The organism is Protofrankia sp. Cr2 (assembly GCF_963555885.1).
Taxonomy (GTDB): Bacteria; Actinomycetota; Actinomycetes; order Frankiales; family Frankiaceae; genus Protofrankia.
Map to the genome: position 1 here is coordinate 1 of NZ_CAUVXG010000062.1, position 962 is coordinate 962.

Here is a 962-nt window from a genome sequence, read left to right on the forward strand (position 1 = left end):
GAGTGCACACCGGACTGCGCCTTTCAGCGTCCGCCCGGAGCGGTTTTCGCAACTTACCCGTCGGGTCTCGCAGAGTCAAACCGCGCCGGATCAACCGGCGGTCGCCTCACGAAGTACCCCCGACCACCCTCGTAAGATGGCCGGACCGAGGAGGGGGGCCACCGTCGCAACCTGGCTTCGGTGTCTCCCGGCTTTCCGCCGGTAAGAGAAAACATACACGATGGATCGGCTGGATTTCATGATCGCAAGCACTTTATGAAAATTTCTCTTCGTATCTGGATGACTACGTATCGACAGATCATGGGGATCCGTCCGAGCGCACGGGGTCCGTCCGCGGTTGCACCCTTCGGCGGCCCCGAGCCGCGCTGATGTTCTTCGGTCCAGCGCGACACGGTCGCCGCGACACCAGTTGCGGACCGGACCGTGGACCGGAGGTATCGACGGAGGTACCTCCGGAGGAGCCGACCGAGGAGAACGGGGAACAACCAGGACGACAGCGCAGCAGGATCGGGCGACAAGAGGAACGGGTGAAGATCATGCGGGTGGACGGCCTGGCGTCTTTTCGCGAGGAGATCGAGGGAGTTGTCACGGAGGCGTCCCACGCACCGTCGATCCATGACACCCAGCCGTGGCACTGGCTGGTCGCGGACAGGCGCATCGAGCTGTTCGCGGACCCCTCCCGACTGCTGGGCGCCGTCGACCCCGACGGCCGGCAACTTCTGATCAGCTGTGGTGCCGCCCTGTATTACGCGCGGATCGCCCTGCGGCTCCGCGGGTTCGTCCCGGATGTCGTCGTCCTGCCCGGCGGACCGGGCTATGGCGGCCTCGACCGGGACCTCGCCGGCAAGGAACCACTCGCGACCATCCGCATCAACGAAGGGAGCCCGGCCAGCCCGCCTGACGCCTGGGAGCGGTCGCTGGGGGCCGCAGCACACCTCGGACACGCGGGACACGCCGGTCGC

The 962-nt window shown here is 66.5% G+C and carries 1 pseudogene; it reads left to right on the forward strand.

Annotated features, from left to right (window positions below):
* Nucleotides 1-527 precede the first annotated feature (527 nt).
* Nucleotides 528-962 (forward strand): annotated as a pseudogene (locus U9978_RS20520) (hypothetical protein); the annotation flags it as partial.